This window comes from Burkholderia sp. BCC1638 (assembly GCF_902833195.1).
Classification (GTDB): Bacteria; Pseudomonadota; Gammaproteobacteria; order Burkholderiales; family Burkholderiaceae; genus Burkholderia; species Burkholderia diffusa.
The window spans coordinates 293,723-308,717 of record NZ_CADFEC010000006.1 but is presented as its reverse complement, the minus strand read 5'-3'; the positions used below and the strand labels follow the sequence as shown (position 1 = coordinate 308,717).

The 14,995-nt window shown below is 69.0% G+C and carries 11 protein-coding genes; 3 read left to right on the top strand and 8 right to left on the bottom strand.

Going from position 1 to position 14,995, the window contains the following annotated elements; translation table 11 throughout:
* The first annotated feature begins 78 nt into the window (after nt 1-78).
* Both HWX22_RS09915 and HWX22_RS09910 read left to right on the top strand, forming a co-directional pair.
* Complete coding sequence (locus HWX22_RS09915) at nt 79-1,773, top strand: VRR-NUC domain-containing protein (RefSeq protein WP_175906981.1); 1,695 nt, start codon at nt 79-81, stop codon at nt 1,771-1,773.
* Complete coding sequence (locus tag HWX22_RS09910; protein ID WP_175915541.1) at nt 1,770-4,070, top strand: ATP-dependent DNA helicase; 2,301 nt, start codon at nt 1,770-1,772, stop codon at nt 4,068-4,070. The genes HWX22_RS09915 and HWX22_RS09910 overlap by 4 nt, the downstream gene beginning before the upstream one ends.
* A gap of 39 nt (nt 4,071-4,109) precedes the next feature.
* Here the strand turns inward: HWX22_RS09910 and HWX22_RS09905 are convergent, their stop codons facing one another.
* From HWX22_RS09905 to shiA, 3 genes are all read right to left on the bottom strand, one after another.
* Nucleotides 4,110-4,880, bottom strand: a complete 771-nt coding sequence (locus tag HWX22_RS09905; protein WP_175915540.1) for an IclR family transcriptional regulator C-terminal domain-containing protein — start codon at nt 4,878-4,880, stop codon at nt 4,110-4,112.
* 267 nt (nt 4,881-5,147) lie between these two features.
* Nucleotides 5,148-6,449 (bottom strand): UDP-N-acetylglucosamine 1-carboxyvinyltransferase, encoded by a 1,302-nt coding sequence (locus tag HWX22_RS09900; protein WP_175906977.1) that lies wholly within the window; start codon nt 6,447-6,449, stop codon nt 5,148-5,150.
* 209 nt (nt 6,450-6,658) lie between these two features.
* The gene (gene shiA, locus HWX22_RS09895; protein WP_175906976.1) at nt 6,659-7,966 is read right to left on the bottom strand and encodes a shikimate transporter; all 1,308 of its coding nucleotides are present in this window, start codon (nt 7,964-7,966) and stop codon (nt 6,659-6,661) included.
* A 356-nt stretch (nt 7,967-8,322) separates the two neighbouring features.
* Between shiA and HWX22_RS09890 the strand changes: the two genes are divergently transcribed.
* Entirely contained in the window at nt 8,323-9,450 is a 1,128-nt protein-coding gene (locus HWX22_RS09890; protein WP_175906975.1) for a VOC family protein, read from the top strand.
* A gap of 29 nt (nt 9,451-9,479) precedes the next feature.
* Here the strand turns inward: HWX22_RS09890 and HWX22_RS09885 are convergent, their stop codons facing one another.
* The 5 genes from HWX22_RS09885 to HWX22_RS09865 all read right to left on the bottom strand — a co-directional run bounded on the left by HWX22_RS09885 (nt 9,480) and on the right by HWX22_RS09865 (nt 14,811).
* The gene (locus tag HWX22_RS09885) at nt 9,480-10,715 is read right to left on the bottom strand and encodes an NADH:flavin oxidoreductase (protein ID WP_175915539.1); all 1,236 of its coding nucleotides are present in this window, start codon (nt 10,713-10,715) and stop codon (nt 9,480-9,482) included.
* 104 nt (nt 10,716-10,819) lie between these two features.
* The gene (locus tag HWX22_RS09880; protein ID WP_175915538.1) at nt 10,820-12,154 is read right to left on the bottom strand and encodes a type II toxin-antitoxin system HipA family toxin; all 1,335 of its coding nucleotides are present in this window, start codon (nt 12,152-12,154) and stop codon (nt 10,820-10,822) included.
* 2 nt (nt 12,155-12,156) lie between these two features.
* Nucleotides 12,157-12,579, bottom strand: a complete 423-nt coding sequence (locus HWX22_RS09875) for a helix-turn-helix transcriptional regulator (protein WP_059819071.1) — start codon at nt 12,577-12,579, stop codon at nt 12,157-12,159.
* Nucleotides 12,580-12,751: 172 nt separating this feature from the next.
* Nucleotides 12,752-13,876, bottom strand: a complete 1,125-nt coding sequence (gene ribBA, locus HWX22_RS09870) for a bifunctional 3,4-dihydroxy-2-butanone-4-phosphate synthase/GTP cyclohydrolase II (protein WP_175915537.1) — start codon at nt 13,874-13,876, stop codon at nt 12,752-12,754.
* The gene (locus HWX22_RS09865; RefSeq protein WP_175915536.1) at nt 13,873-14,811 is read right to left on the bottom strand and encodes an alpha/beta hydrolase; all 939 of its coding nucleotides are present in this window, start codon (nt 14,809-14,811) and stop codon (nt 13,873-13,875) included. The genes ribBA and HWX22_RS09865 overlap by 4 nt, the downstream gene beginning before the upstream one ends.
* Nucleotides 14,812-14,995 lie beyond the last annotated feature (184 nt).

The following is a 14,995-nucleotide window of genomic DNA, read 5'->3' as shown; positions in this document are numbered from 1 at the left end:
TGCGCGGCGCGGCATGCGGTATTTTTCGTCACATTTGATATGATTCCGACCTGTACAAACGTACAGTGATCGATCCCCGTGACGCCTGCATCGCCGACGCCCCCGGCGTTTTACTACCTGACCAATTTCGAACGCGCGCTGGCCTGGCTCGGCGAGCGCTACGACGACCTGCTCGATGCGCGCGAACACGCGTTCCTTCGGGATTTCGCGCAGTTGCCAAAAGCGTCGCGCGCGTTGCTCGTGCGGATGCTGATGCGCAGCGGGTCCGACTTCCGCGCGAGCAAGCTCGTGTACGACGAGATCGGCAGCACGCTCGACGCCGCCGCGCCGCTCGTCGAACTCGGCTGGGTCGATCCGGCGCCCGCGCTCACGCTCGACGAGCTGTTCGCGCTGTCGACCAAGGCCGACCTCCTGAAGGTATTCCCGTCGCTCGCCGCGCACGCGGGCGAGCGCAAACCCGACTGGCTTGAGCGGCTGCGGCCCGCGCATGACGTGGCGCAGCCGCTCGACGCATGGTGCGCGCAGGCCGACGATCGCGTGCTGCGCGTGACGGTCGGCGCGCTGTGCGACCGGCTGCGGTTGATGTTCTTCGGCAATCTTCATCAGGACTGGAGCGAATTCGTGCTCGCCGATCTCGGCGTGTTCCAGTACGAAAGCGTGCCGTTCGCGCCGTCGTCGCGCGCGTTCCAGCAGCGCGACGACATCGAGACGTATCTTGCGCTGCAGACCTGCCGCGAAGCACTCGATGCGTGGCCCGACGACCTGCCGTTCGACGCGCTGCTGCAGGCGATCGACGCGGTCGGCTGCGTGCAGCCGTGGCTCGCGACGCGCCGCGCGAAGCTGCTGTTCACGCTCGGGCAGACCTGCGAGCGGCGCGCCGACTGGACCGCCGCGCTCGACGCATATGCGCGCAGCGCGTGGCCGGGCAGCCGGCACCGGCGCATTCGCGTGCTCGAACGCTGCGGACGCGACGACGATGCGCTCGCGCTGGCACTCGAGGCGCGTGGCGGCTTCGAGAGCGACGAGGAGCGTCAGCGCGTCGAGCGGATGCTGCCGCGCCTGCAGCGCCGTCTCGGGCAGCGGGTTGAACGCGCGGGCAGCGCGCCGGACGTGCCGCGCGAAACGCTCGTGCTTGCGCGCCCTGAAGCGTTCGTCAGCGTCGAATACACGGTGCGCGACTACCTGGCGCAGCCCGACGCGCCGGTTCACTACGTCGAGAACACGCTGATCAATTCGCTGTTCGGGTTGCTGTGCTGGGAGCCCGTGTTCGCGGCCGTGCCCGGCGCGTTCTTTCACCCGTTTCAGCGCGGCCCGGCCGACCTGCACGCGCCCGATTTCGCGGTACGCCGCACCGCCGCATTCGCCGCGTGTTTCGCGCAACTCGATTCGGGTGCGTACCGCGACACGATCCGTCGGCACTACGCGACGAAGATGGGGCTGCAATCGCCGTTCGTGTTCTGGGGCGTGCTGACCGACGAACTGCTCGACGAGGCGCTGGCATGCCTGCCGGCCGAGCACCTGCGGCTGTGGTTCACGCGCCTGCTCGCGGATATCCGCGGCAATCGCTCGGGGCTGCCCGACCTCGTCCGTTTCTGGCCCGGCGAGCGGCGCTATGAACTGATCGAGGTGAAGGGGCCCGGCGACCGGCTGCAGGACAACCAGACGCGCTGGCTCGCGTACTGCATCGCGCACGGCATGCCGGTGCGCGTCGTCGATGTCGAATGGGCGAGCGCGGGCGTCCCGCAGGACGAGGCGGCGGGGTTGTCCGCATGAGCTATGTCGTCGCGGTGCGGGCGATGTGCGAGTTCACCGCGCGGCGCGGCGATCTCGACTTGCGCTTCACGCCCGCGCCGACCGCGCTCGAAGGCATCGCGGGTCACGGCGCCGTCACGTCGAAGCGCGGCGCACGCTACGAAACCGAGATTCCGCTGACCGGCACGTGGGGCACGCTCACCGTGCGCGGGCGCGCGGACGGCTACGATCCCGTCGCGAACCGGCTCGAGGAGATCAAGACCTATCGCGGCAGCCTCGACGCGATGCCGGCCAATCATCGCGCGCTGCACTGGGCGCAGGCGAAGGTCTATGCGCACCTGATGTGCGACGCACGCGGCCTCGCGGAAATCGACGTCGCGCTCGTGTATTTCGACATCGTGTCGGAGCGCGAGACCGTGCTGACGGAGACGCTCGGCGCAAGTGCGCTCGCCGCGTTCTTCGCCGAACAGTGCGCGTGCTTCGTCGGCTGGGCCGAGCGCGAGACCGCGCATCGCGCGGCGCGCGATACGGCGCTGCGCGCGTTGACGTTCCCGCACGGGCAATTCCGCAGCGGTCAGCGCGAGCTGGCCGTGTCCGTCTATCGCGCGGCGCGCGACGAACGCTGCCTGATGGCGCAGGCGCCGACCGGCATCGGCAAGACGCTCGGCACGGTGTTCCCGCTGCTGAAGGCATGCGGCGAGGGCGAGCTCGATCACGTGTTCTTCCTGACCGCGAAGACGCCCGGCCGGGCGCTCGCGCTCGAAGCGGCGACTACGCTCGGCGCCGGCACGCCGGCGCTGCCGCTGCGCGTGCTGGAGCTCGTCGCGCGCGACAAGGCGTGCGAGCATCCGGATCGCGCGTGTCACGGTGAATCGTGCCCGCTCGCGCAAGGCTTCTACGATCGGTTGCCGGCGGCGCGCGACGCGGCGATCGGCGCCGGGCTGCTCGATCGCGATACCGTGCGCGAGGCGGCCCTCGCGCATGACGTCTGTCCGTACTACCTCGCGCAGGAGCTTGCGCGCTGGTCGGACATGATGATCGGTGACTACAACTACTACTACGACGGCAGCGCGATGCTGCATACGCTCGCGCTGCAGAACCAGTGGCGCGTCGGCGTGCTCGTCGACGAGGCGCACAACCTGCTCGATCGCGCCCGCAAGATGTACAGCGCATCGCTCGACCCGTTCGCGTTCGCGGCCGCGCGCGAAGCGGCGCCCACGGCGCTGCGCAAGGCGTTCGACCGGCTCGCGCGCGCGTGGGGCACGCTCAATCGCGCACAGGCCGAGCGCTATGCGGCGTATCCGGAGATTCCGGGGCCGATCGTGACGGCCGTGCAGAACCTCGTCGCGGCGATCGGCGAACACCTGACCGATGCGCCGCGTGCGAACGGCGATGCGCTGTTGCGTTTTCATTTCGAGGCGATCCAGTTCGGTGTGCTCGCCGACGCGTTCGACAGCGCGTCGATCTTCGACGCGACGCTGCACGGCGAGCCGCTGCCGCGCCAGTCCGGGCTCGACGGCGTCGCGCCGGCCGCGCGCCGGCGCCGCATCCAGTCGACGCTGTGCGTGCGCAACGTGATTCCGGCCGGCTTTCTCGCGTCGCGCTACGAAGCCGCGCGCGCGACCGTGCTGTTTTCCGGCACGCTGAGCCCGTTTCATTTCTATCGCGACACGCTCGGACTGCCGGCCGACACGGGCTGGCTCGACGTCGACGGACCGTTCCGTGCCGAGCAACTGACCGTGCGTGTCGCGAGCCACGTGTCGACGCGCTGGCGCGACCGCGACCGTTCGCTCGAACCGATCGTGGACCTGATCGCCACGCAATATGCGACGCGGCCCGGCAACTACCTCGGTTTTCTCAGCAGCTTCGACTATCTCGGGCGCGTCGTCGCGCTGATGCGGACGCGGCACCCGGACGTGCCCGTATGGGCCCAGGCGCCCGGCATGGCCGAAAGCGAGCGCGACGCGTTTCTCGCGCGCTTCGACGCGGGCGGGCGTGGGGTCGGCTTCGCGGTGCTGGGCGGGGCGTTCTCGGAGGGCGTGGATCTCGTCGGCGAGCGGCTGATCGGCGCGTTCATCGCGACGCTCGGGCTGCCGCAGGTCAACGACGTCAACGAACAGATGCGGCGCGCGATGGATGCGCGTTTCGGCAACGGATACGACTACATGTATTTGTACCCCGGCCTGCAGAAGGTCGTGCAGGCGGCCGGGCGCGTCATCCGCACCGAACACGACGAGGGCGTCGTGCATCTGATCGACGATCGTTACCGGCGGCGCGAGGTGCGCGATCTGTTGCCGAGGTGGTGGCGGATCGGGTGACCTGCCGGACGGGCGTCGTGCGCCCGCTTGCGCGAATTCCTAAAGCACGTTCAGCATCGCGAGCGCGGCTTCCTGCAGATGCGGCAGCACGCGCCGCACGGCCGCGTCGGTCGACTCCGCACCGATCGGCATGTTCGTGCTCAGCGCGGCGACGAGTTCGCCGTGACGGTTCTTCAGCGGCACCGCGATGCCGCGCACGCCGACCTGCAGTTGCTGCTCGATCACCGCGAAGCCCGCGTCGCGCGCGTGGTCGACCTGTTCGAGCAGGCGTGCCTTGTTGGTGATGGTGTGCGGCGTGAAGGGCGCGAGCTCGGTGGCGTCGAGCCACGCGCGGACGGCCTCGCGATCCGGATGATGCGCGAGCAGCACGACGCCCGGCGACGTCAGCGGGGCGGGCACGCGCGCGCCGAGCACGAAGCCGGTCGTCATCACGCGCGACACGCCGTTGCGGGCGATGAATACGAGTTCCCAGCCGTCGAGCACGCTCACGTACGCCGATTCGTTCAGCGACGCGCTCAGCTGCTGCAGATAGGGCTGGACCGTGCGCGGCAGGCGCGCCGAGTCGAAGTACGACCAGCCGACCCGCAGCACGCGCGGCGTGAGGCCGTACAGCTTGCCGTCGGTGTACACATAGCCGAGCGATTCCAGAGTCAGCAGGTAGCGTCGCGCGGCCGTGCGCGTGAGACCGGTGCGGGCGGCCGCCTGGGTGGGCGTCATCCGCGCGTGCTGGCTGTCGAATGCTTCGAGGATCATCAGGCCCTTTTCGAGGCCGGCAATCCAGTCGCGTCGGTCGAGGTCGGGCTTTTTCATCGTCGGTGGCGCACGGGTGGGCGCGCGGTGTTCGCGCGGGAATGCGCGATTATCGCGCAGTCCGAAAGCGTGCGAAAGCGATCGACGGACGTGCGACGGGCGACGAAGAGGGGGAATGTGCCGGGCGGCGACGGTACGGCCGGTTGGAACCGGTGGCCGCTGTCCTTGTTCGTCAGGGGTGCGCGGCGGATTGTCGGGGCGTCCGGTGAATGCGGGGGAGGCAGGATACGCGGCGCGGACTTCGCCCACGCCGCATCCGGATCGACGTTACTCGCTGCTCGTCCACTCGACGTTCGCCCCGACCGAACGCAGGTTTTCGACGAAATGCGGGTGCGCGCGGCGGATCGGCAGCGCGTTCATGATTTCGGAGCGTCCTTCGATGCTCGCGGCCACCATCAGCAGCGCGATCGCGACGCGGATGATGTACGGGCTCTCGACGCGCGCCGGCGTCAACTGCAGCCCGCCGAACGTGATCAGCCGGTGCGGATCGGACAGCAGCACGTGCGCGCCGAACTTCGACAGTTCGCCGGACCAGCCGAGCGCGCCGTCGTAGACCTTGTTCCAGAACATCGCGCTGCCTTCCGCGCGCACGCCGAGCGCGATGAAGATCGGCAGCAGGTCGACCGGCAGGTACGGCCACGGCGCGGCTTCGACCTTGGTCAGGATGTTTTGCGTGAACGGCCGCCGCACGCGCAGCGGGCCGTCGCGTTCCGCGCGCGACCAGCCGTCGCGGTGCGTGACGGTCACGCCGAACTTCGCGAATGTGCGGTCGATCAGCGGGAAATGCTCCGGCGACGAGTTGCGCACGGTGATGTCGCCGCCCGTGATCGCGCCGAGCGCGAGGAACGTCGCGATTTCGTGGAAATCCTCGGCGAAGCGGAATTCGCCGCCGCCGAGCTTGCCGCCGCCCGTCACGCACAGGCGCGACGTGCCGATGCCTTCGATCGCGACGCCGATCATCGCGAGGAACTGGCAGAACTCCTGCACGTGCGGCTCGGACGCCGCATTCATCAGCGTGGACGTGCCGCCTGCCGCCGTCGCGCACAGCGCGAAGTTTTCGGTGGTGGTCACCGATGCGTAGTCGAGCCAGTGATCGTTGGCGGTCAGCGGGCCGTCGGCACGGACGATCAGCGAATCGGGCGTGCGCTGGATGTGTGCGCCGAAGCGCTCGAACACTTCGACGTGCGGATCGATTTCGCGCACGCCGAGCGTGCAGCCCTTCACGTCGTTCTCGAGGCGCGCGACGCCGAAGCGCGCGAGCAGCGGCGGAATCAGCATGATCGACGAGCGCATCGCCTCGGGCAGGCGGTGCACGGCCGGGTCGAACGTCGTGTGGCGATGGTGGAGATCGAGAATGCCTGTCGTGAAGTCGACCGACACGTCGCTGCCGAGCGTGCGGAAGATGTCGAGGATCTTGCGCACGTCGGTGATGTCAGGCACGCCGACGAGGCGCAGCGGCTGATCGGTCAACAGGGTGGCGCACAGAATCGGCAGGACGGCGTTCTTGTTCGCGGACGGCTTGATGTCCCCGCGCAGCGGAGTGCCGCCGTGGACGATGAGATTCGACATGATATGGGGGCGTATCTGTGACTGACGTAGGCCCATATGATGCCATTGGTCGGCGGGTGGTGTGGAATGTTCAGAGGGGAAAAGGGGCTTCTGCCCGCGGGATTGACCGTGTTTGACGTTGGGCGGGCGCGATCCGCTTGCTCGGCCGGCGACGGCAGCCGGTGCGGAAACGGCCGGCGCGTATCGCGGCCGGCCATCCGGTCATGGCATCACTGCGCCGCCCGCATCCGCGCGGCGACCACCAGCGAGATCAGGCAGCCCACCGCGAGATAGCCGGCGACGAAGTGCCACGAACCGCCGGCCATGCTGACCAGCGCCACCGCGATGAACGGCGTGAACCCGCCGCCGACGACGCTCGCGAACTGATAGCCGACGCCCGCGCCGCTGTAGCGGTATTCCGCACCGAACAGTTCGGTGAAAAGCGGCTGCTGGACGCTCACGACCATGTCGTGCGCGGCATTGGCGAGCAGGATCGAGAAGACCACGATCCACGCGATCGAGCGCGATTCCAGCGCGACGAAGAACGGCACCGCCGACGCCAGACCGATCAGCGCGCCGATCAGGTAGATGCGGCGCAGGCCGAAGCGGTCGGCGAGCCACGCGAAGCACGGGATCGTCACGCAGCTCACCGCGCCGACCAGCAGGCCGATGTTCAGGAACAGGTCGCGTGACATGCCGAGGTTCGACGTCGAATAGCTGAGCGCGAATGCGGTGACGATATACATCGTGAACAGCTCGGCGAGCCGCAGCGCGACGATCAGCAGGAACGCCTTCGGATGACGCGTCAGCGCCTCCAGCACCGGCAGGCGCAGCTTACGGTTGCCGTGTTCGACCTTCTCGACGAACTCCTGCGACTCGTCCATGCTCTTGCGGACCCACAGCCCGATCAGCACCAGCACGATGCTGAACACGAACGGCAGGCGCCAGCCCCACGACTTGAACGCGGCCTCGCCGAGCGTATGGCTCAGGATCGACACGATCCCCGTCGCCAGCACGAGGCCGACGCCGTAGCCGACCTGCACGCCGCTGCTGTAGAACGCCTTCTTCTGCTTCGGCGCGCTCTCGACGGCCATCAGCGCCGCGCCGCCCCATTCGCCGCCGACGGCGAAGCCCTGGATCGCACGCATCAGCACCAGCAACACGGGCGCCCACCAGCCGATCGTCGCGAAGCTCGGCAGCAGACCGATCGCGACGGTCGACAGCCCCATCAGCATGACGGTCAGCACGAGCATCCGCTTGCGGCCGAGCCGGTCGCCGTAATGGCCGAACACGACGCCCCCTAGCGGGCGGAACAGGAAACCGACGCCGAAGGTCGCGAACGCCGCGAGGGTGCCCATGGTCGGGCTGACCTTCGGAAAGAATTCGGAATTGAAGACGAGTGCGGCGACGATCCCGTACAGCAGGAAGTCGTACCAGTCGACGACGGCGCCGACAAAGCTGCCGATCGCGGCCTTGCGCGCCTGGCTGCGCGCGCGGGCGCCGGCAGCGGCGTCGAGGGTGTCGAAGGTTGGGGTCATGGCGATGTCTCCTGGCACGGCGCATCGTGGAATCGTGGCGGCGCCGCGTCCGATGCTGCATTGAAGTCGATGAGTGAACGGAGAATAGGGCGCACGCCGCACGGCGGCAATTGGCCGATCGGCCAAAATGCGCGATTATCGTTCAGTTGTGTGCGATTATCGAACGCTTTCCGGGTTTGCACTAGGCGCGGCACCCATATCCCGTTCAGCCAGGGTGTGCCGCCGTGAACGATCTGGTTAAAATCGGGACCATCAAAACCTCGCCCGAATCGGGCGGATGTCCGGCCGTCACATCGGTCGGGCGTGCCGCGCGAGCCGGGCGTCATCCCATCGACCGCATGCCTCCGGAGACTGGAATGCCCGGCAATTCCCACCCCCTGTCCAGCGATACGCCGCCCGTTGCCGATCCGGCCGCCAATCCGCTCGGGATGGCCGGACTCGAATTCGTCGAGTTCGCGGCGCCGGTGCCGGACGCGCTCGCGCAACGTTTCGAGCAACTCGGGTTCAAGGCGATCGCGCGCCATGTGAGCAAGAACGTCACGCTGTACCGGCAGGGACAGATGCAGTTCCTGATCAATGCCGAGCCCGATTCGTTCGCCGCGCGCTATGCGGAGGAATACGGGATGGGCGTCTGCGCGATCGGGCTGCGCGTGGCGAGCGCGCGCCGCGCGTTCGAGCGTGCGATCGAGCTCGGCGCGTGGGCGTTCGAGGGCGAGCGGATCGGGGTCGGCGAGCTGAAGATTCCCGCGATTCAGGGGATCGGCGATTCGCACCTCTATTTCGTCGACCGCTGGCGCGGGCGGGACGGCCAGCGCGGCGGCGTCGGCGACATCTCGATCTTCGACATCGATTTCCGGCCGATCGACATCGCGACTGCCCATACCGATGTCGAGTGCGTCGGCACGGGCCTGCAGCAGGTCGACCACTTCACGCAGACGGTCGGCGCGGGGCGCATGCGCGAGTGGCTGGACTTCTATCACGACCTGCTGCACTTCCGCGAAATCCATGAAATCGACGCGCACTGGCATGTGTCGGAAGAATCGCGCGTGATGGTGTCGCCGTGCGGCGCGGTGCGGATTCCGGTCTACGAGGAAGGCACGCGGCGCACCGAGCTGATGCACGCGTATCTGCCCGACCACCCGGGCGAAGGCGTCCAGCACGTTGCGCTCGCGACCGACGACATCCTGGCGAGCGTCGATGCGCTGCGTGCGAACGGTGTCGAATTCATCGAGCCGCCTGCGCGCTATTACGACGAAATCGATGCGCGGCTGCCGGGGCACGGCGTCGATCTCGATGCGCTGCGCCGCCGCGCGGTGCTGGTCGACGGCGAGATCGGCAGCGACGGCGTGCCGCGCCTGTTCTTCCAGACCTTCGTGAAGCGCCGGCCCGGCGAGATCTTCTTCGAGATCGTGCAGCGGCAGGGGCACCACGGATTCGGGGAAGGGAACCTCGCGGCGTTGGCCCGCGCCCGCGACGCCGGCTGAGCGGCAGGCGCACGATCGGCCGCGTAACCTCAAGCGCCCACGGCCGGCACGCGGTTCGGCGCCGGGTCGTTCGGTGCCTTGAGCACGCACGCGGTGCCGCCCGGCGTGTACATCGACACGACGCAGCGGTTGCATGACGTGCAGCCCGACTGCGCGAGCCGGCCGTCATGCAGGCCGTTCACGAAATCCGGCTCGAACACGAGCGCGCGGGCAAGCGCCACCGCGTCGAATCCTTCGCGCATCGCCAGCGCGACGTTCTCGCGGGAACGCACGCCACCGAGATACGCGAGCGGCATCCGGACGGCCGCACGCACCTGCTTCGAATGCTCTAGGAAATACATCTCCCGAAACGCGCCCATCTTCGGCTCGGTGAGCTTCTGCAGCGCCATCGCGGCGCGCACGATCGCGTTGTCGGCGTTCGCGCGCGCATCGCCGGGCAGCGGGCTGCCGAACAGTTGCCACACCGACTCGACGTTCATCCCGCCGCTCAGCACGAGCAGATGCGCGCCCTCGGCCTCGAGCCGCCGCGCGATCTCGCACGCGTCGTCGGCGGTTCCGCCGCCGCGCACGCCTTCGGTCACGCCGATCTTGCAGACCACGGCGAGATCGCGGCCGACCGCGTCGAGCACGCGGCCCAGCACCTCGACGGGAAACGCCGCGCGGCGCGGCGCATCGCCGCCGTACGCGTCGCGACGACGGTTGTACAGCGGCGACAAAAACTGGCTCAGCAGATATCCGTGCCCCATGTGGATCTCGACCGCGTCAAAGCCCGCGTCGCGCGCATGTCGCGCCGCCCGGGCGAATTCGTCGGCGATCGCAGTCATCTGGTCGCGCGTCATCGCCTGCTTCAGGAAACGGCCGCTCATCACGCCGACCTTGTTGAAGCCGCCCGATGCGCTCAACGGCCGTTTCGTCGACAGCGACGGCAGGAACGTGAAGCAGCCGCCATGCGTGATCTGCGCGGACGCCGCCGCGCCGTGACGATGCACCGCGTCGGTCAGCGCGCGGAATTGCCGGACCGTCGGCGCATCGAGCCGCGCCTGGTCGACGAACGTGCGGCCGTCGTCGCTGACCGCACAGTACGCGACGGTCGTCAGCGCGGCGCCGCCTGCGGCGATGCGCTCGTGAAACCCGACGAGCGCGCGCGACGGCACGCCGTTCGGCGTCATCCCTTCGTTGGTCGCGGATTTGATCAGCCGGTTGCGCAGCGTCAGGGGGCCGATCTGCAGCGGGCTGAATGCGGTATCGAGCGTGACGGGTTCCATGTCGGGCGGGCGTCGGGAATGGGCACGGCGACCATTGTGCTGAGTCGGTGCGGGGCTGCATCGTCCACGTGGACGACCCGCCGCCGGGGCCGTGCCCGCACCGCCTACTCGGCCGTCCTCAGCTTGCTCGCCTGACGACGCATCCCGTCGAAGATCGCATCGGCGACGTCCGCCGGGAAATCCGCCGGAATACGCGACGCGACGGCGGCGATCGCCGGCTCGGTGCGCGCGGCCACATCGGCCATGGCCGCGCGCACGTCGTGTTCGGTCAGACCGACGCGCGCGCCTTGCGCGATCCAGTGACGCGGCTGGATGTCGCCGATCACGTAATGGCGATTCTTCCCGCATACGGCCATCGCGAGCCGTGCACGTCGCGGCGGCAACTGGTTGCGTCGCGTGCCGATGATCGGATGCGCGGACAGCACGTCGTACAGCGGCGTGCTGCGATACGTGTTGCCCGGCAGGTGCGCGATGCTGAAATTCTTCGCGTGGCCGTCGATGGCCGCGAGTACCCAGAACACGAACTGCGTAACGAAGAAATTCCTCCGGTCCTGCGCGGCATCGGCGGAATTCGCGAGGATGCCCATGATCGTCGCGATGCCCGGGCCGCCGTCGGATTCGTATTTGGCGCCCGACGGCGTGCCGGTCGCCTGGCACATGTCCTCCTGCGGCAGCCGCAGGATCCACGTGCCGTCGCGGGACGGGCGGCGGTCGAAGCGCTCGACGATCAGCGCCTTCTGGTCGTCGAACCGGCCGATGTCGCACGCGGCGACGGGCAGGCCGTACGCGGCGACGATCTTCGAGCACAGCCATTCGTTCTCGACCGACGTGCGCATGTCGGCCTGCATGTTTCCGACACGCCCCAGCGGCAGCTTGAAGATATGCGTGGTCGGCGTGCTGCCCGCCGGCAGCAGCCAGCGCTTGCCGTCGCGCAGCAGCGCGGTCTTTTCCTGCGCGCCGGCGATCGAGAGGCGCAGCTCGCCGTCCGGCTCCGCGTGGCCGGGCAGCGGCGCGGCGGTCGCGTGGCGCAGCACGTCGGCCACGGCCGCGTCGTCGAGCGCGGTGCCGTCGATCGATTCGAGGTCGACCGGGGTTTCGTCGGGCGGCAGCAACTGCAGCGCCCCGACGCAATCGCGGCCGATCGACGCGAGCAGTTCGAACGGCGCCGTCGACCCGAGCCGGTAGCGCTGCGCGATGCGGCGGCGGATCGGCTGGCTGTCCGGCAGCAGGTTGTCGAAGTAATCGGCGACGATCGCGCCCTGATGCGGCTGGTTGCCCGGCGTGAACGGCAACGACAGCGACAGCGGACGGCCTTGCGGATCGTCGACCCACGCCGGCAGATAGACGAGGCGCTCGACGCCGCGCCGGACTTCCCAGTATCCGACCGGGATGCCGTTCATCCAGAGGTCGAGGCGGTCGTGGCGGGGGCGGCGGGCCATCGTCACCAGTCCTCCCGCGTGGGGTTCCGGGACTTGCCGGGCGTCGCCGCGGCAGGCCGTTTCCGCGCGGCGGCGGATGGAGCCTTCGCGGCGGCCGGCGGGCGGGCCGGCACATCCGACGAACCGGAGGAGCCGGACGACCGGCCGCGCGCGGCCGGTGCGCGCTTGAGCGCCGGCGCGGTGTCGTCGGGCGCCGTTGTGTCGTCCGGGGTGCCCGGCACGAGCGTCAGGCGAACGCCGAGCACGTTCAGCACCTTGAAAAGCCGTTCGATGCTGACCGCGGACGGATTGGCTTCGAGCTGCGCGTACGACTGTTGCGTCACGCCGAGGCGGGCGGCGAGTTGCGCCTGCGTGAGCCCCGCCGACTTCCGGAAGCCGACGAGGATCGGGCGCAACTGGCTCAAGGTCTGGACTGGGAATGCCATGGGCTCTCCGCGAAATGACAGGCGATCGCTTGTAATCGAAAAATACAGTCTATGGTATGTATCGTCAAAATACAAACCCAAGACTGTAAATAATAAAAACAAACGATAGCCTGTCACGCGGAAACCAGTGGATCGGTGAAAGGGCCTGCGGCGTGCGTTCGTCAGCCCGCCATCACGCCACCCGCAGCGGGCTCGCGTGGGCGGCGCGCGCGCTTTCCGGATCGTCGTCGCCGAGCGGGATGAACGCCATGATTTCCAGGTCGTGTCCCGACAGCGCCGGCAGCCGGAACGGGCTCGACAGCACGTTCAGCCGCCGTACGCCGAGGTCGCGCAGGATCTGCGATCCGATCCCCGTCACGCGGCCGTCGCGGCGTGCGTGGCCGGCGGGCGTTCGCATCGCGTCGCCGCGCATGTCGCAGTCGAGCAGCACCGCGACGCCGCAGCCGGCCGCATCGATCCGCTGCAGCGCCGCGTGCAGCGGCCACGAATGCGCGGACGGCTCCGCGTCGAGCAGGTCGAGCAACGAGTGGCATTCGTGCACGCGCGTCAGCACGGGCGTCGACGGATCGGGCTCGCCTCGCACCAGCGCGAGATGCGGCGCGCCATGCACGGTGTCGCGATATTCGATCGCGCGGAATCGGCCCCACGGCGTATGCAGCGGCCGTTCGCCGACACGTTCGACGAGCGACTCGTGCTCGCGGCGGTAATGGATCAGGTCCGCGATCGTGCCGATCTTCAGCCCGTGATGCGCGGCGAACGTCTTCAGTTCGGGCAGCCGCGCCATCGTGCCGTCGTCGTTCATCACCTCGCAGATCACCGACGCGGGCGTGAGCCCGGCAAGCGCCGCGAGATCGCAGCCGGCCTCGGTATGCCCCGCGCGCACCAGCACGCCGCCCGGGCGCGCGGCGATCGGAAACACGTGGCCGGGCTGCACGAGATCGTCGGGGCGCGCGCCTGCGCGGACCGCCGCGCGGATCGTCCGCGCGCGATCGGCCGCGGAAATGCCGGTCGTCACGCCTTCGGCCGCCTCGATGCTGACGGTGAACGCGGTGCCGAACGGCGTGCCGTTGTGATCGGCCATCGGCGGCAGGCGCAGTTGCTCGCAGCGCTCGGCGGTCAGCGTCAGGCAGATCAGCCCGCGCCCGAAGCGCGCCATGAAGTTGATCGCGTCGGGCGTCACGTGATCGGCCGCGATCACGAGGTCGCCTTCGTTTTCGCGATCCTCTTCGTCGACGAGCAGGACCATCCGCCCCGCGCGAAGCTCGTCGACGATTTCCAACGTGCTGGCGAGCGTCATTGCACCTCCGTCGCGTCGAATGCGCGACGCAGCGCATCGGCGCCGAAGGTCAGCGCGCGATCGGCCGCGTCGACCGCGCCGAGCATGCTCGCGAAGCCGTGCAGCTGGCCCGGCCAGCGCACGAGCGAGACCGGCGTGCCGGCCTGCGCGAGACGCAATGCGTACGCTTCGGCCTCGTCGCGCAACGGATCGAATTCCGCGCTCACGATCGTGGCCGGCGCCGCGCCCGACAGGTCCGCCACGGCGAGCGGGCTGGCGAGCGGCGATGCGCGGTCGGCGCCGTCGTCGAAATACTGGCGCTTGAACCAGCGCATCGCGTCCGCCGTCAGGAAATAGCCTTCACCGAGCGCTTCGTATGACGGATGCTCGGTCGCGCAATCGGCGACCGGATACAGCAGCAACTGGTGCGCGATCGCGATGCCCGAGCCGCGCAGCTGCAACGCGGCGACCGCGGCCAGGTTGCCGCCGGCGCTATCGCCGGCCACGGCGATCGCACCGGCGCGCGCACCGAGATCGCGCGCACTGGCGGCTGCCCAGCGCACGGCATCGCATGCGTCCTGCGCGGCCGCCGGGAAGCGCGCTTCGGGCGCGAGCCGGTAATCGACCGACAGCACGAGCGTGCGCGCCCGTCCGGCAAGACTGCGGCACAGGTTCGCGTGCGAGTCGATACCGCACGCGACGAAGCCGCCGCCGTGGAAAAACACGGTCAGCGGCAACGGCCCGTCGGCATCGGGCCGATACAGCCGAGCGGACAACTGACGACCCGGTGCCGGGATCTGCCAGTCCTCTTCGGCGGCAATCGCGTCGCCGGGCGCGAACGCGCTGCCGCCGGCGAGGCTCGCGCGGTACGCGGGCACGGTCAGTTGATCGAAATCGATCGCGGGCGCTTGGGCGAGCGCGGCGAGCAGCGCCTGCGCCTGAGGGTCGAGCGGCATTGGAACTCCTGTCTGAATCGGATGCGGTCTGAATCAGGTAAACCCGCATCGCGGTTTTCCCTGAGCCCGCGCCGGACGCTTGTCGGCACGGCCTGACGGGCATTCCAGCGCAGCGGGCAGGGCGCCACATCATCCGATCGGACGATGGTTCGCGCGTCCGATTGGCCAAAGCTCACCATTCAGT